Origin of the sequence: Kocuria turfanensis (assembly GCF_001580365.1) — a bacterium.
Lineage (GTDB): Bacteria > Actinomycetota > Actinomycetes > Actinomycetales > Micrococcaceae > Kocuria > Kocuria turfanensis.
The window spans coordinates 1,262,307-1,277,534 of sequence record NZ_CP014480.1 but is presented as its reverse complement, the minus strand read 5'-3'; the positions used below and the strand labels follow the sequence as shown (position 1 = coordinate 1,277,534).

Below are 15,228 nucleotides of genomic sequence, written 5' to 3'. Positions count from 1 at the left end.
GGGGCGGGCGGCGTCGTCGCGGGACGGGGCGGCTCAGCGGCCGGGACGGTCCACCAGCACGGCGTTGGCGGCGGCGTTGACGGCGGTGACGGCCAGCACCGAGGGCCAGGCGCCGATCCGCTTGGCCAGCGGGTGGGAGAGCCCGAAGCCCAGGACGTAGAGCCCGCCGAGCGCCGCCGTGGTCGCCGGTCCGCCGCGGTGCCACCACGAGTGGGCGGCCGCCGCACCCGCGGCGGCCAGCACCGCCCCGCCCAGGGGGCGGACGCCGGTCGCCCGGGCGGTGGCGTAGCCGCCGATCAGCCCGCCGGTCACGAGCACGGCGGCGGGGACCGACTCCGCCGCGGCCACGGCGCCGTCGAGGGCGCTCACGCGGCGCTCCCCAGGAACTCCTGGAGCCGGCGCAGGCCCTCGGCGAGGTCGTCGTCGCCCAGGGCGTAGGACAGCCGCAGGAAGCCGGAGGGGCCGAACGCCTCGCCGGGCACCACGGCGACCTCGGCCCGCTCGAGGATCAGCTCGGCCAGCTCGGCCGAGGTCTGCGGCACGGCGTCGCCGAAGCGCCGGCCGAGCAGCCCGCGCACGTCGGCGTAGGCGTAGAAGGCCCCGGTGGGCACGGGGCACTCCACCCCCTCGACGGCGTTGAGCGCCTCCACCATGGTCCTGCGCCGGCGGTCGAACGCCTCCCGCATCCGGTGGGCCTCGTCGAGGGGCCCGGACACCGCGGCCAGCGCCGCGCGCTGGGCGACGTTGTTGACGTTGGAGGTCAGGTGGGACTGCAGGTTGGTGGCGGCCTTGACGACGTCCGGGGCCGCGATCATCCAGCCCACGCGCCAGCCGGTCATCGCGTAGGTCTTGGCCACGCCGTTGAGGATCACCACCCGGTCGCCGAGCTCGGGCACGGCGGCGGCGATCGAGGTGAACGGGACGCCGTCGTAGGTGAGGTGCTGGTAGATCTCGTCGGTGAGCACGAAGATCCCCTTCTCGGCCGCCCAGCGGCCCACGGCCGCGGTCTCCTCGGGGGAGTACACCGCGCCGGTGGGGTTGGACGGGGAGCAGAACAGCAGCGCCTTGGTGCGCTCCGTGCACGCCTCCTCGAGCAGCTCCGGGGTCACCTTGTAACCGAGCTCCGGGCCGGCGAAGACCTCCACCGGGTTGCCGCCGGCGAGCTTGATCGCCTCCGGGTAGGTGGTCCAGTACGGGGCGGGGAGCAGGACGTCGTCGCCCTCGTCCACGACCGTGGCGAAGGCCTGGAACACGGCCTGCTTGCCGCCGTTGGTGACGAGCACCTGCGAGGGCTCCACCGCGTACCCGTCGTCCCGCGCGGTCTGCTCGGCGACCGCCCTCCGCAGCTCGGGCAGGCCCGCGGCCGGCGTGTACCGGAAGTTGGCCGGGTCCTGCAGGGCCGCCGCGGCGGCGTCCACGATGTACTGCGGGGTGGGGAAGTCCGGCTCCCCGGCCCCGAAGCCGATCACGGGGCGGCCGGCGGCCTTGAGGGCCTTCGCCTTGGCGTCCACCGCGAGCGTCGCGGACTCTGCGATGGCGCCGACGCGCCGGGAGATGCGGGATGCGGTCATGACCGGGGGCCTCCTGGAAGGGGGACGGACGGGCGCCGCCGTGCGCGGCGACGGCGGTGCGGACCTGCCCCATGCTACTCGGGGCCGCCCGGTGGCCCGGGGGCGGGGCGCGCCGCCGCCCCCGGGCGGATTGCACCGGCGCGCCCCGGTCGCCTAGGATGGACGACTGGTGTCATCGACGCCTGCCCGGGCGCGCCGTCGCGGCGGTGCCGGGTGGTAGAGTCGGTCACCGGGTCCGAGCGATCGAGGTCGGCGTGCGCACGCCGGCCGAGGCCGTGAGGCGCGAAGGGCAGTGGCGCAATTGGTAGCGCAGCGGTCTCCAAAACCGCAGGTTGCAGGTTCGAGTCCTGTCTGCCCTGCTCCAGTCCGGAGCGGATCCGGCGCCCCCTTACGGGGGTGCCGGGCCCGTCACGGCGACGGCGGGCCGGCAGCACCGCACGGCCCGCACGAGTCCACACAGGGAGAGCCGATGTCGCAGACCACCGCCGGCAGGGCGTCGGGCCAGCCCCCGGAGCAGGGCGCCGAGAGTCCTCGCGGCATCTTCGGGCGCCTGTTCCTCTTCCTGCGCCAGGTCGTCGGGGAGCTCCGGAAGGTCGTCACCCCCACGCGGCGCGAACTGGTGAACTACGTGCTGGTCGTCCTCGTGTTCGTCGCGTTCATGATGGTGCTCATCTCCGTCCTGGACCTCGCGTTCGGGCAGGCCGCCCTGTGGATCTTCGGGCAGGGCGACGCCGCCGGATGACCCGGGCGGCGCACGGACCGGCAACGGCGACCGTGGCCCAGCAGCGCACGACATCCACGACAGAACAGGGAGATCCAGTGACCGAGCACGAGCTCGAAAACGGCACCGAGGCACCGGCCGAGGTCGACCAGCAGGCCCCGGCGCTGCCGGAGTCCGAGGCCTCCGTGCAGGAGGAGGACTTCGCCGCCGCCCACGCGCCGGAGGAGTCCGCGGCCGCACCCGTCGCCGAGGAGGCGCCCGCTGCGGACGAGGCCCCCGCGGTGGACCCTGTCGAGGAGTTCAAGTCGAAGCTGCGCCGCCAGGAGGGTGACTGGTACGTCATCCACACCTACGCCGGCTACGAGAACCGCGTGAAGACGAACCTGGAGACCCGCATCCAGTCCCTCAACATGGAGGAGGACATCTTCCAGATCGAGGTCCCCATGGAGGAGGTCGTCGAGATCAAGAACGCCCAGCGCAAGGTGGTCCGCCGCGTGCGGATCCCCGGCTACGTGCTGGTGCGCATGAACCTCACCGACGCCTCCTGGGGCGCGGTGCGCCACACCCCGGGCGTGACGGGCTTCGTGGGCCAGGACGCGTACAACCCCGTCCCCCTGCGCCTGGACGAGGTCTTCGAGATGCTCAACCCGGTGTTCGAGGCCCCGCAGGGCGCCGGCGGCGAGGCCGCCGCCCAGCCGAGCGCGCAGCCGCAGATCGACATCGACTTCGAGGTCGGGGAGTCCGTGATCGTCAAGGAGGGCCCCTTCGAGACCCTCCCCGCCACCATCTCCGAGATCAAGGTGGAGTCCCAGCAGCTCGTCGTCCTCGTGTCGATCTTCGAGCGCGAGACCCCCGTCACCCTCGGCTTCAACCAGGTCTCCAAGATCTGACCCGGCGGGCGCGACCGCCCGCCCACCGTTCCCGTCCCCGCGGCGCATGCTTCGCCGCCGGGGCCGACCGGCCGCCGCGCCACGGCGGCCACCCGCCGTCGTACGCTCCTGTGCGCCGGTACGTCCAGCAGAAGAAGGACCAGCACATGGCTCCCAAGAAGAAGAAGGTCTCCGGCCTCATCAAGCTGCAGATCCAGGCAGGCGCCGCCAACCCGGCGCCCCCCGTGGGCCCGGCCCTCGGTCAGCACGGCGTGAACATCATGGAATTCTGCAAGGCCTACAACGCGGCCACGGAGTCCCAGCGCGGCAACATCGTCCCCGTGGAGATCACGGTGTACGAGGACCGCTCGTTCACCTTCGTCACGAAGACCCCGCCCGCCGCGCAGCTGATCAAGAAGGCCGCCGGCGTCGCCAAGGGCTCCGGTGTCCCGCACACCCAGAAGGTCGGCAAGCTCACCATGGACCAGGTCCGGGAGATCGCCGAGACCAAGAAGGAAGACCTCAACGCCAACGACATCGACGCCGCGGCGAAGATCATCGCCGGCACCGCCCGCTCGATGGGCATCGAGGTCGAGTGATCAGCCTCGGCTGACACCACCCACCGTTATTGACGTGGCAGGGCCGAGCGCGGTCCGCAGACCACAACTGCACAAGGAGAAGAAGCAGATGGCAAAGCGCAGCAAGGCATACCAGGCGGCAGCGGCCCGGATCGGCGAGGGGCTCTACAGCCCGGCCGAGGCCGTGGCCCTGGCCAAGGAGATCGACACCGCCAAGACCGACTCCACCGTGGAGGTCGTCCTCCGTCTCGGCGTGGATCCCCGCAAGGCCGACCAGATGGTCCGCGGCACGGTCAACCTGCCCAACGGCACCGGCAAGACCGCCCGCGTCGTCGTCTTCGCGACCGGCGACAAGGCCGCCGCCGCGGAGGAGGCCGGCGCCGACCACGTGGGCTCCGACGACCTGATCGCCCGCATCCAGGGCGGCTGGACCGACTTCGACGCCGCCGTGGCGACCCCGGACATGATGGGCAAGGTGGGGCGCCTGGGCAAGGTGCTGGGTCCGCGCAACCTCATGCCGAACCCGAAGACGGGCACCGTCACCATGGACGTGGCCAAGGCCGTCAACGACATCAAGGGCGGCAAGATCGACTTCCGCGTCGACAAGCACTCGAACCTGCACTTCATCGTGGGCAAGACCTCCTTCGAGGTCGAGAAGCTGGCCGAGAACTACGGCGCCGCGCTCGAGGAGATCCTGCGCCTGAAGCCCTCCGCCTCGAAGGGCCGCTACATCACCAAGGCGACCGTCTCGACCACGTTCGGCCCGGGCATCCCGGTCGACCCGAACGCCACCGAGGTCGTCGTCGGCGCCTGACGCCGGACACCGGGCCCCGACGGGCCCGCACGGGGGGCCCGGCCGCTGCGGCCGGGCCCCCCGTCGTTCCACCCACGCGAACCCGGGGGCACCGCCGCCCTCCGGAAGGGAGTCCCCGTGATCGAGCACCCCCCAGTGCGGATCGAGCAGATGCGCATCCCCGACGACTTCGACGACGCCGCCCAGGAGCTGCTGGGCCGGGTCGCCGGTCTCGTGCGCCGGTCCCGCCAGCACGTCTGGGGCATCTCGGACCTCACCGGCGACGCGCAGGAGCTCTACCGGGACCTGCTGGACCCCTTCGAGCGGGTCGTGGTGCTGCTGGCCTGGACCGGGGACCGGCTCGCGGGCCGGGCCGAGGTGCGCATGCCGCTGGTGGCCTCCACCGGCACCGCGCACATCACCGTCGACGTGGACCCCGAGGTCACCTCGCAGGGCACGGGCAGCGAGCTGCTCAGCGCCGCCGAGCAGCTCGCGGTGGGCGAGTCCCGCCGGCACCTGCGGATCCAGACCGAGCACCCCGGCCCGGAGGAGATCCAGGGCGACGGCAGCGTGACCGGGGTCTTCCCGGTGATCACCCCGGGCATGGTCGAATGGGTCGACGCCGCCGACGGCTCCGGCCGCCTGCCCGTCTCCAACCGGCAGACCCGCTTCGCCCTCCACGCCGGGTACCGGCTGGAGTCCGTCAGCGACTTCGGCGTCCTGGAGGTCCCCCTGCCGCCGGCCCGGGTGCAGGCCCTGCTGCGCGAGGTCGCCGCCTCGCCGGCGCCGGAGGCGTACCGCATCCACGTGTGGGCCGGGCCCGCCCCCGAGGAGCGGCTCGACGAGCTCGCCGCCCTGCACTCGCGCATGGCCGCCGACTCCTTCCTGGCGCCGGTGGCGGCCGACCCCGAGCCCTGGGACGCCGAGCGGGTGCGCCGCACCGAGCAGCTGCGCGCCGAGGCCGGCAACGTGTCGCTGGTCGCCGTCGCCGAGCACGGGACCACCGGCCACCTGGTCGGGATGACCGAGATCGTCCTGGCGGGGGAGGACCCGGTGATCGGGATGCAGGACGAGACCGTGGTGCTGCGCGAGCACCGGCGCCGCTGGCTCGCCACCCGCCTCAAGCTGGCGAACCTGCAGCAGCTCGAACGGCTGGCCCCGACCGTGCGCACCGTGTACTCGTGGTCCCACAGCGGCGACGACCGGATGAGCCGGGTCAACAGCCGCCTCGGCTTCCGGGTCGCCGGGCGCAGCGGGGTGTGGTCCCGCGAGTTCCCGGCGGCGTGAGCGGGCCGCGGGGGAGGCGCCGATTTGGCGGGTGCGGGACCCTCGGGTAGGGTGGGACGTACCAAAGACCGCCGGTCGTGTTCTCCCCTGCCTCGTGCGCCCCGTTCAGGAGCGCGCGGAACGGGGAGCAGCCGTAAGAGTTCCGCCAGGAACGGCCAGCGCAGGTGAACCAGCACAGCGAGCACGTCCCCGACCAGGGATGGGCCGCCGAGCCCCGGGCATCTGCGCGGGGCTTTTTCTGTGCCCGGGCCCTTCCGGCAGCGGCCGGCATCGAAGACCGGAAGGAGTACCATGGCGAACCCGGAAAAGGCAGCCGCGGTCGCCGAGTTGAAGGAACTGTTCTCCAACTCGGACGCCGCTGTCCTGACTGAGTACCGCGGCCTCACCGTGGCCCAGCTCAAGGAGCTGCGCCGCTCGCTCGGTGAGAACGCCGAATACGCCGTGGTGAAGAACACGCTGACCGCGATCGCGGCCAAGGAGATGGGCATCGACGCGTTCGACGGCCAGCTCGCCGGCCCGAGCGCGATCGCCTTCATCTCGGGGGACCCCGTCGAGGCCGCCAAGAGCCTGCGTGACTTCGCCAAGGCGAACCCGCAGCTCGTCGTCAAGGGCGGTTACCTCGAGGGCAAGGCCCTCAGCGAGGCGGAGATCAAGCAGCTCGCGGACCTCGAGTCCCGCGAGGTGCTGCTGGCCAAGGTGGCCGGTGCCGCCCAGGCGTCCCTGTCCCAGGCCGCGGCGCTGTTCCAGGCCCCGCTGTCCAAGACCGTCCGTACGGCCGAGGCGCTGCGCGCCAAGGTCGAGGAGCAGGGCGCCTGACCAGCACCCCGCCGCGAGGCACATTCTCACCACGGAACCAGACCGTCCCGCGCCGACGAACCCGGCCGGGGCACACCATCGAAAAGGAGCCACACCATGGCCAAGCTCACCACCGCTGAACTGATCGACGCGTTCAAGGAGCTCTCCCTCATCGAGCTCTCCGAGTTCGTCAAGGCCTTCGAGGAGACCTTCGACGTCACCGCCGCCGCCCCCGTGGCCGTCGCCGGTGCCGCCGCTCCGGCCGCCGCCGCCGAGGAGGCCGAGGAGCAGACCGAGTTCGACGTCGTGCTCGAGGCCGCCGGCGACAAGAAGATCCAGGTCATCAAGGAGGTCCGCGCGCTGACCTCCCTCGGCCTCAAGGAGGCCAAGGACCTCGTGGACTCGGCCCCCAAGGCCGTCCTCGAGGGCGCCAACAAGGAGGCCGCGGACAAGGCCAAGGAGGCCCTCGAGGGCGCCGGCGCCACCGTCACCCTCAAGTAGGACCCTCTCGGAGGCGCCACGGCGCACCCGATCCCGCGAGGCCCCGGACGCACGGCGTCCGGGGCCTCGTGCCGTGCCCGGCGGGGTGTGGGACACTGGAGGCACAACCACATCGGCCGCCCACCCGCAGCGGGAGAGTCCGCCGCCGTCCGCACCCGGACGGCCGGCGGCGCCGAAGGAGCAAATCCTCCCCGGGAATCTCTCAGGCACCCGTACCGCTGCGAGCAGGCCACTCTGAAGAGGCCCACCCGCCCACGGCCACCGGCCCCGGGCGGAGGCCACCGACGGTGCAAGCCGGCCCCCGCCCGGGGCCGGTGAAAACTCTCAGGTCAGCGAACAGAGCGGGGAGGGCCGGACGGGCCCCACCGGGCCTCGAACCACGAGGAGCTGACCTTGTCCTTCCTTCCACGCCACCTCGGACCGGACGCCGCCGAGACCGGGATCATGCTCGAGACCGTCGGCGCGGCCGACCTCGACGAGCTCGTCGCCCGCGCGGTCCCCCGCGGCATCGCCAGCGACGAGCCCCTGCCGCTGCCGGAGCCCATGTCCGAGCACGAGGCCCTCACCGCCCTGCGCCGGATCGCGGCGAAGAACCGGGTGATGACCCAGATGATCGGGCAGGGCTACGCCGAGACCGTCACCCCGCCCGCGCTGCGCCGCAACATCCTCGAGAACCCCGCCTGGTACACCTCCTACACCCCGTACCAGCCGGAGATCTCCCAGGGCCGGCTCGAGGCCCTGCTGACCTTCCAGAACGCCGTCATGGACCTCACCGGCCTCGACCTGGCCAACGCCTCCCTGCTCGACGAGGCCACCGCCGTCGCCGAGGCCGTGCTCATGATGCGCCGTGCCAACCGCAGGTCCGGCAGCCGCCGCGTCGCCGTGGACTCCCACAGCCTGCCGCAGACCCTCGCCGTGCTGCGCGGCCGCTGCCGGGCCGTGGGCATCGACCTGGTCGTCGCCGACCTCTCCGAGGGCCTGCCCGAGGGCGAGTTCTTCGGCGTGGTCCTGACCCAGGTCGGCGTGGACGGGGACGTCGCCGACCTGGCGGAGCGCACGGAGCAGGCCCACGCGCAGGGCGCGCTCGTGGCCGTCGCCACCGACCTGCTGGCCCTCACCCTCCTGCGCTCCCCGGGGGAGCAGGGCGCGGACATCGCCGTCGGCTCCGCCCAGCGCTTCGGGGTGCCCCTGTTCTTCGGCGGGCCCCACGCCGCCTTCATGGCCTGCCGCAAGGGGCTGGAGCGCAATCTGCCCGGGCGCCTGGTGGGCGTCTCGGTGGACTCCTCCGGCCGGCCCGCCTACCGCCTGGCGCTGCAGACCCGCGAGCAGCACATCCGCCGCGAGAAGGCCACCTCCAACATCTGCACGGCCCAGGCGCTGCTGGCCATCGTCGCCGGCGCCTACGCCGCCTACCACGGCGCGGACGGGCTGCGCGCCATCGCCGAGCGCGTGCACCGGCTCGCCGCGCGGCTGGCCGAGGGGCTCACCGCCGCCGGGGTGCCGGTGGTGCACGACACGTTCTTCGACACCGTCCTGGCCCAGGTGCCCGGCCGCGCCGACGCGGTCGTCGCGGCCGCCGCCGAGCGCGGCGTCAACATCCGCCGGGCCGACGCGGACCACGTGTCCGTCTCGGTGGGGGAGCCCCACGACGAGCGCGACGTGGACGCGGTGCTCGCCGCCTTCGGGGCGCCCGCCCCCGAGGACGGGACCGCCGGCTGGGACCTGCCGGCCGCGCTGCTGCGCACCGACTCCTACCTCGCCCACCCGGTGTTCACCCTGCACCGCTCCGAGACCGCGATGATGCGCTGGCTGCGCTCCCTCGCGGACAAGGACCTGGCCCTGGACCGGACCATGATCCCGCTGGGCTCCTGCACCATGAAGCTCAACGCGGCCGCGGAGATGGAGCCCATCAGCTGGCCCGAGTTCGCCTCGATCCACCCGCTGGCCCCCGAGGAGCAGACCGTCGGCTACCGGGAGCTCATCGCCCAGCTGGAGTCCTGGCTCGCGGAGATCACCGGCTACGCCGCCGTGTCCGTCCAGCCCAACGCCGGGTCGCAGGGGGAGCTCGCCGGTCTGCTGGCGATCCGCCGCTACCACCTCTCCCGCGGGGACGACCGGCGCACCACCATCCTCATCCCGTCCTCCGCCCACGGCACGAACGCCGCGTCCGCGGTGCTCGCCGACCTGAAGGTCGTGGTCGTGGCCACCGCCGAGGACGGCTCCGTGGACCTGGACGACCTCGACGCGAAGATCGCGGCCGTGGGGGACGAGCTCGCGGGGATCATGATCACCTACCCCTCCACGCACGGGGTGTTCGAGGAGCAGGTCACCGCCGTCTGCGCGGCCGTGCACGACGCCGGCGGGCAGGTCTACGTGGACGGCGCCAACCTCAACGCGCTCATGGGCCTGGCCCGTCCCGGCCGCTTCGGCGGGGACGTCTCCCACCTGAACCTGCACAAGACCTTCTGCATCCCGCACGGCGGCGGCGGACCCGGGGTGGGGCCGGTGGCGGTCGCCGAGCACCTGGTGCCGTTCCTGCCCGAGGACCCGGCCGCCGCGGACGCGGGCGCGGGCGCCGAGACCTTCCCCGTCTCCCAGGCCCGCTACGGCTCCGCCGGGGTGCTGCCGATCTCCTGGATGTACATCGCCATGGCCGGCGCCGAGGGACTCACCGCGTCCTCGCGCACCGCGATCCTCAGCGCCAACTACGTCTCCGCCCGGCTCGCGGACGTCTTCCCGACGCTGTACACCGGCCCCGGCGGGCTCGTCGCCCACGAGTGCATCCTGGACCTGCGCCCCCTCACCAAGGCCTCCGGGGTCACGGCCGAGGACGTGTGCAAGCGGCTGGTCGACTACGGCTTCCACGCCCCCACGCTCGCGTTCCCCGTGGCCGGCACCCTCATGGTCGAGCCCACCGAGTCCGAGAACCTCGCCGAGCTGGACCGCTTCGTGGCCGCGATGCGCTCCATCCACGCCGAGATGCAGGCCGTGGCCGACGGCGAGGTGGCGCTCGAGGACTCCGTGCTCCGCCACGCCCCGCACACCGCGGAGGTGCTCACGGCCGACTCCTGGGAGCGGGCCTACCCGCGCTCCCAGGCCGCCTACCCGCTGCCCGAGCTGCGGCTGGCGAAGTACTGGGTGCCCGTGGGCCGGGTGGAGAACGCCGCCGGGGACCGCAACCTGGTCTGCAGCTGCCCGCCGATCGAGGCCTTCGCCTCGGCCGCGCCGGCGGAGGCCGCCCGATGAGCCCCCGCACCACGCCGCTGGACGCCGCCCACCGGGAGGCCGGTGCCGTGAGCACCGACTTCGGCGGCTGGCAGATGCCCCTGAAGTACGGCAACGACGTCGCCGAGCACCACGCGGTGCGCCGGGCCGCCGGGGTCTTCGACCTGTCCCACATGGGCGAGATCGCCGTGGAGGGCCCGCAGGCGGCCGCGTTCCTGGACGCGGCGGTCGTCGCCCGGATGAGCGCCGTGACCCCCGGCCGGGCGAAGTACTCGCTCCTGGTCGACGAGGCCGGCCGGGTCCTCGACGACCTCATCACCTACCGCCTGGCCGAGGACCGCTTCCTGGTGGTGCCCAACGCGGCGAACACGGCGACCGTGCTGCGGGCGCTGGAGGAGCGCGCGGACGGCTACGACGTCGCGGTCGAGGACCGCACGGAGGCCACCGCCCTGGTGGCCGTCCAGGGCCCCGCGGCCCAGGACACGCTGCTCGACGCCGGCTGCGCCGACGCGGACGCCGTGCGGGAGCTCGGGTACTACGCCTGCACGCCCACCGAGGTCGCCGGGGTGCCCGCGCTCGTGGCCCGCACCGGGTACACGGGCGAGGACGGCTTCGAGCTCTACACGGCCCCCGAGCACGCGCGCACCGTGTGGGACGCGCTGCTCGCGGCGGGGGAGGCCCGCGGCGTGGTGCCCGCCGGGCTCGCCGCCCGCGACTCGCTGCGCCTCGAGGCGGGGATGCCGCTGTACGGCCACGAGCTCGGCCCCGGGATCACGCCGTTCGAGGCCGGGCTGGGCCGGCTCGTGGAGGCGGCGCTGCGCGGCAAGGGCGACTTCGTGGGGCGGGCCGCGCTCGAGGCGCAGGCGGCCGCGCCCCCGGACCGGGTGCTGGTGGGGCTGCGGGGGCTCACCCGCCGTCCCGTCCGGGCCGGCAACGCGGTGCTCGCGGGGGAGGAGACGGTCGGCGAGGTCACCAGCGGCGTCCCGTCACCGACCCTCGGCCACCCGGTGGCCATGGCCCTCGTGCGACCGGCGGCCCTGGAGGCCGGGGTCCCGCTCGAGGCCGACGTGCGGGGCCGCCGCGCCCCGGTGGAGGTCGTCGGGCTGCCCTTCTACCGGCGCGGCTGAGACGCACCGCACGAAAATTCCTCATCCTACGGCCGGTGGGCGCCCGCGTCCACCGGCCGGGTGGACAGACCGGCGACTCCGGCCTATGCTGGTTATTTGCGTTGTCCCTCATTCTGCGTGCCTTCATATAGCGGTGGGCACCCCCGGGGCGCGAACCAGCGGCTCAGCGCGCTGGCCCGCGCACACCCGTATCCCCGATCTCGGGAACTGCGCGATTCAACTGCAGGTCTGTGGAAGGAATCCATCTTGGTCGCCTCGAGCACCGATTCGAACGTAACCGCTAACCGACCGGCCGACGGGAACCTCCCGCGCCGCATCTCCTTCGCCAAGATCCACGAACCGCTGGACGTGCCGAACCTGCTGGCCCTCCAGACGGACAGCTTCGACCGTCTCGTCGGCAACGAGCGCTGGCAGGCCCGCGTCCAGCAGGCCGTCGAGAGCGGTGAGCAGGGCATCGCCCGCACCTCCGGGCTCTCCGACATCTTCGAGGAGATCTCCCCGATCGAGGACTTCCAGGGCACCATGTCCCTGTCCTTCTCGGAGCCGGAGTTCTACGAGCCCAAGTACACCATGGACGAGTGCAAGGACCGGGACGCCACGTACTCGGCGCCCCTGTACGTCAAGGCCGAGTTCATGAACAACAACACGGGCGAGATCAAGCAGCAGACCGTGTTCATGGGCGACTTCCCGCTGATGACCGAGAAGGGCACCTTCGTCATCAACGGCACCGAGCGTGTCGTCGTGTCCCAGCTCGTCCGCTCCCCGGGCGCCTACTTCGAGCGCGGCCAGGACCGCACCTCGGACAAGGACATCTACTCCGCGAAGATCATCCCCTCCCGCGGGGCCTGGTTCGAGCTCGAGATCGACAAGCGCGACCAGGTGGGCGTGCGCCTGGACCGCAAGCGCAAGCAGTCCGTGACCGTGCTGCTCAAGGCCCTGGGCTGGAGCGAGTCCCGCATCCTCGAGGAGTTCGGGGAGTTCGACTCGATCCGCGCCACCCTCGAGAAGGACACCGTCGACTCGCGCGACGACGCGCTGCTGGACATCTACCGCAAGCTGCGCCCGGGGGAGCCCCCCACGGTCGACGCCGCGCAGGCGCTGCTGGACAACATGTACTTCAACGCCAAGCGCTACGACCTCGCCAAGGTGGGTCGCTACAAGATCAACCGCAAGCTGGGCCTGGACAAGGCGTTCGAGGACGAGGACGCCTCGGTGCTCTCGGTCGACGACATCGTCGCGATGATCCGCTACCTCGTGACCCTGCACGCCGGCGGCGGCACCATCCAGGGCGTGCGCAACGGCGAGGCCCGGGAGATCGTCGTGGACGTCGACGACATCGACCACTTCGGCAACCGCCGCATCCGGGCGGTCGGCGAGCTGATCGAGAACCAGATCCGCACCGGGCTCTCCCGCATGGAGCGGGTCGTGCGCGAGCGCATGACCACCCAGGACGTCGAGGCGATCACCCCGCAGACCCTGATCAACATCCGTCCCGTCGTGGCGGCGATCAAGGAGTTCTTCGGCACCTCGCAGCTGTCGCAGTTCATGGACCAGAACAACCCGCTGGCGGGGCTGACCCACAAGCGGCGCCTGTCCGCGCTGGGCCCCGGCGGTCTCTCCCGCGACCGCGCCGGCATGGAGGTCCGTGACGTCCACCCGTCGCACTACGGCCGCATGTGCCCGATCGAGACCCCTGAGGGCTCCAACATCGGCCTCATCGGCTCGCTGGCGACCTACGGGCGGATCAACCCGTTCGGGTTCATCGAGACCCCGTACCGCAAGGTCGTGGAGGGCGTGGTGACCGACGACGTCGAGTACCTCACCGCCGACGACGAGCGCGGCGTCACGATCGCGCAGGCCAACGCCCCGCTGACCACCGACAACCGGTTCGCCGAGGACGCCGTGCTCGCGCGCGCCGCCGACGGCTCGGGCGAGGCCGTGCTGGTCGACCCGACCGCCGTGCAGTTCATGGACGTGTCCCCGCGGCAGATGGTGTCCGTGGCGACCGCGCTCATCCCGTACCTCGAGCACGACGACGCCAACCGCGCGCTCATGGGCGCCAACATGCAGCGCCAGGCCGTGCCGCTGCTCGAGTCCGAGGCCCCGCTCGTGGGCACCGGCATGGAGCGCTACGCGGCCCTGGACGCCGGGGACTCGGTGCTGGCCCGCAAGGCCGGCGTGGTCGAGGAGGTCTCCGCGAACCTGGTGCGCGTGCTCAACGACGACGGGACGACCACGGTCTACCCGATCAACAAGTTCACGCGCTCCAACCCGGGCAACACCTACAACCAGCGCGTGATCGTCTCCGAGGGCGAGCGCGTCGAGGAGCGCTCGGTCATCGCCGACGGCCCCTCCACGGACCAGGGCGAGCTGGCCCTGGGCAAGAACCTGCTGGTGGCCTACATGTCCTGGGAGGGCCTCAACTACGAGGACGCGATCATCCTCTCCCAGCGGATGGTCTCCGAGGACGTGCTCACCTCGATCCACATCGAGGAGCACGAGATCGACGCCCGCGACACCAAGCTGGGCGCCGAGGAGATCACCCGGGACATCCCCAACGTGTCCGAGGAGGTGCTGTCCGCCCTCGACGAGCGCGGCATCATCCACATCGGCGCCGAGGTCCAGGCCGGGGACATCCTGGTCGGGAAGGTCACGCCCAAGGGCGAGACCGAGCTCACCCCGGAGGAGCGGCTGCTGCGGGCGATCTTCGGCGAGAAGTCCCGCGAGGTGCGCGACACGTCCCTGAAGGTGCCCCACGGCGAGTCCGGCACCGTCATCGGCGTGCGCGTCTTCGACCGCGACGACGAGGACGACGACCTGCCCGCGGGCGTCAACCAGGTGGTCCGGGTGTACGTGGCGCAGAAGCGCAAGATCACCGACGGCGACAAGCTCGCCGGCCGGCACGGCAACAAGGGCGTCATCTCGAAGATCCTGCCGCTGGAGGACATGCCGTTCCTGGAGGACGGCACCCCGGTGGACATCATCCTCAACCCGCTCGGCGTGCCCGGCCGCATGAACCTGGGGCAGGTCCTCGAGGTGCACACCGGCTGGCTGGCCAAGCAGGGCTGGAACATCGAGGGCGACCCCGAGTGGCTGGACCGGCTGCCGAACTTCCCGAAGCAGTCGGGCCCCACGAACGTGGCGACCCCGGTGTTCGACGGCGCGCGCGAGGAGGAGATCTTCGACCTCCTCGACCACACCAACCCGACCCGCGACGGCGTGCGCCTGATCGACCGGTCCGGCAAGGCCCGGCTGTTCGACGGCCGCTCCGGCGAGCCGTTCCCCGACCCGGTGTCGGTGGGCTACCAGTACATCCTGAAGCTGCACCACCTGGTCGACGACAAGATCCACGCGCGCTCGACCGGCCCGTACTCCATGATCACCCAGCAGCCGCTGGGCGGTAAGGCGCAGTTCGGCGGCCAGCGCTTCGGCGAGATGGAGGTCTGGGCCCTGGAGGCGTACGGCGCCGCCTACACCCTGCAGGAGCTGCTGACGGTCAAGTCCGACGACGTGCACGGGCGCGTGAAGGTCTACGAGGCCATCGTCAAGGGCGAGAACATCCCCGAGCCGGGTGTTCCCGAGTCCTTCAAGGTGCTCATCAAGGAGATGCAGTCGCTGTGCCTGAACGTCGAGGTGCTCTCGGCCGACGGCAACACCATCGAGATGCGCGATTCGGATGACGAGGTCTTCCGGGCGGCCGAGGAACTGGGCATCGATCTCTCGCACTCCGAGCCCAGCTCGGTCGAAGAGGTCTGAGACCC

At 72.2% G+C, this 15,228-nt stretch carries 12 protein-coding genes, 1 tRNA gene and 1 riboswitch; of the genes, 11 read left to right on the top strand and 2 right to left on the bottom strand.

Going from position 1 to position 15,228, the window contains the following annotated elements; all coding sequences use genetic code 11:
* Positions 1–33: 33 nt before the first annotated feature.
* Both AYX06_RS05895 and AYX06_RS05890 read right to left on the bottom strand, forming a co-directional pair.
* On the bottom strand, positions 34–369 hold the full coding sequence (locus tag AYX06_RS05895; protein ID WP_186815618.1) for a hypothetical protein: 336 nt from the start codon (positions 367–369) through the stop codon (positions 34–36).
* Positions 366–1,571, bottom strand: coding sequence for a pyridoxal phosphate-dependent aminotransferase (locus tag AYX06_RS05890; protein ID WP_062734980.1), 1,206 nt, complete (start codon positions 1,569–1,571; stop codon positions 366–368). The genes AYX06_RS05895 and AYX06_RS05890 overlap by 4 nt, the downstream gene beginning before the upstream one ends.
* A 286-nt stretch (positions 1,572–1,857) precedes the next feature.
* Between AYX06_RS05890 and AYX06_RS05885 the strand changes: the two genes are divergently transcribed.
* The 11 genes from AYX06_RS05885 (at position 1,858) to rpoB (ending at position 15,223) form a co-directional block, all read left to right on the top strand.
* A tRNA-Trp gene (locus AYX06_RS05885) sits at positions 1,858–1,930 on the top strand.
* A gap of 110 nt (positions 1,931–2,040) precedes the next feature.
* Positions 2,041–2,313 carry a preprotein translocase subunit SecE gene (secE, locus tag AYX06_RS05880; RefSeq protein ID WP_062734979.1) on the top strand — a complete coding sequence of 91 codons (273 nt, stop codon included), beginning with the start codon at positions 2,041–2,043 and terminating at the stop codon, positions 2,311–2,313.
* 77 nt (positions 2,314–2,390) lie between these two features.
* The gene (gene nusG, locus AYX06_RS05875; RefSeq protein ID WP_062734978.1) at positions 2,391–3,182 is read left to right on the top strand and encodes a transcription termination/antitermination protein NusG; all 792 of its coding nucleotides are present in this window, start codon (positions 2,391–2,393) and stop codon (positions 3,180–3,182) included.
* A 146-nt stretch (positions 3,183–3,328) separates the two neighbouring features.
* Complete coding sequence (rplK, locus tag AYX06_RS05870) at positions 3,329–3,760, top strand: 50S ribosomal protein L11 (protein WP_047803898.1); 432 nt, start codon at positions 3,329–3,331, stop codon at positions 3,758–3,760.
* Between the two features lie 88 nt (positions 3,761–3,848).
* A complete protein-coding gene (gene rplA, locus AYX06_RS05865) occupies positions 3,849–4,553 on the top strand; it encodes a 50S ribosomal protein L1 (protein ID WP_062734977.1) in 705 nt (234 codons plus the stop codon).
* 117 nt (positions 4,554–4,670) lie between these two features.
* Positions 4,671–5,819, top strand: coding sequence for a GNAT family N-acetyltransferase (locus tag AYX06_RS05860; RefSeq protein WP_062734976.1), 1,149 nt, complete (start codon positions 4,671–4,673; stop codon positions 5,817–5,819).
* Positions 5,820–6,110: 291 nt separating this feature from the next.
* The gene (rplJ, locus tag AYX06_RS05855) at positions 6,111–6,635 is read left to right on the top strand and encodes a 50S ribosomal protein L10 (protein WP_062734975.1); all 525 of its coding nucleotides are present in this window, start codon (positions 6,111–6,113) and stop codon (positions 6,633–6,635) included.
* A 96-nt stretch (positions 6,636–6,731) separates the two neighbouring features.
* Positions 6,732–7,115 (top strand): 50S ribosomal protein L7/L12, encoded by a 384-nt coding sequence (rplL, locus tag AYX06_RS05850; protein WP_047803902.1) that lies wholly within the window; start codon positions 6,732–6,734, stop codon positions 7,113–7,115.
* A 120-nt stretch (positions 7,116–7,235) separates the two neighbouring features.
* Positions 7,236–7,343: riboswitch (glycine riboswitch) on the top strand.
* 165 nt (positions 7,344–7,508) lie between these two features.
* Positions 7,509–10,361, top strand: a complete 2,853-nt coding sequence (gcvP, locus tag AYX06_RS05845; protein WP_062734974.1) for an aminomethyl-transferring glycine dehydrogenase — start codon at positions 7,509–7,511, stop codon at positions 10,359–10,361.
* Complete coding sequence (gene gcvT / locus AYX06_RS05840; protein ID WP_062734973.1) at positions 10,358–11,467, top strand: glycine cleavage system aminomethyltransferase GcvT; 1,110 nt, start codon at positions 10,358–10,360, stop codon at positions 11,465–11,467. The genes gcvP and gcvT overlap by 4 nt, the downstream gene beginning before the upstream one ends.
* Positions 11,468–11,713: 246 nt before the next feature.
* Complete coding sequence (rpoB, locus tag AYX06_RS05835; RefSeq protein ID WP_062734972.1) at positions 11,714–15,223, top strand: DNA-directed RNA polymerase subunit beta; 3,510 nt, start codon at positions 11,714–11,716, stop codon at positions 15,221–15,223.
* Positions 15,224–15,228 lie beyond the last annotated feature (5 nt).